The sequence below is a fragment of the Citrobacter sp. VF227 genome (assembly GCF_052950715.1).
In genome coordinates, this window is record NZ_JBRFVF010000238.1 from 1 (window position 1) to 528 (window position 528).

Genomic DNA, 528 nt, shown 5'->3' on the forward strand with positions numbered 1-528 from the left:
ATAGGCGAGGTTGGGGATCAGGAGCCCGGACGTCTTACCCTTGCGGGGCGGCGCGATGGTGGCGAGCGTGCCCTGCACGGCGACGCGCACCGCGCGACCGGTCTCAGGGTCGAGGCCGAGCTCCAGGCCCTTGTTCATGGCCGTGCGCTCGGTGGGCGTGGCGAAGCGGGCGGAGCCGAACAGGTCGGAGGTGTCCCGCTTCTGTTCGGGCTTGGCGCGCCGTAGTAGCGCGGCGCCAAACAGGATCAGGAGGGGCGAGAAGGCGATGAGTGGGGCTAGCGACCAGCCGCCATTCGCGAATTCGGGCGCGCGACCGATCAGCATGAGGTACGGCATCGCGAGCGCGTCACCGGCATGCGGGGAGAATAGGGCCCCGAACCAGGCACCGGGGCGCGTCACCTCTGCGGGCCAATACGCTGGGTCGAGCCCGTTCTGGATCAAACCGGCGACTGGGTAGGCCAGGAGCACGGTCGCGAGGAAGGCTGAGAAGATCAGGCGCATTGCGGATCAGTCACGAGGAAAGTAGGC

1 protein-coding gene is annotated in these 528 nt (G+C 68.2%); it reads right to left on the bottom strand.

Annotated elements, in window-relative coordinates:
- The coding region (locus tag ACU8YC_RS26100; RefSeq protein WP_446896128.1) for a hypothetical protein at nt 1-501 on the bottom strand (501 nt) is incomplete at its 3' end.
- Nucleotides 502-528 lie beyond the last annotated feature (27 nt).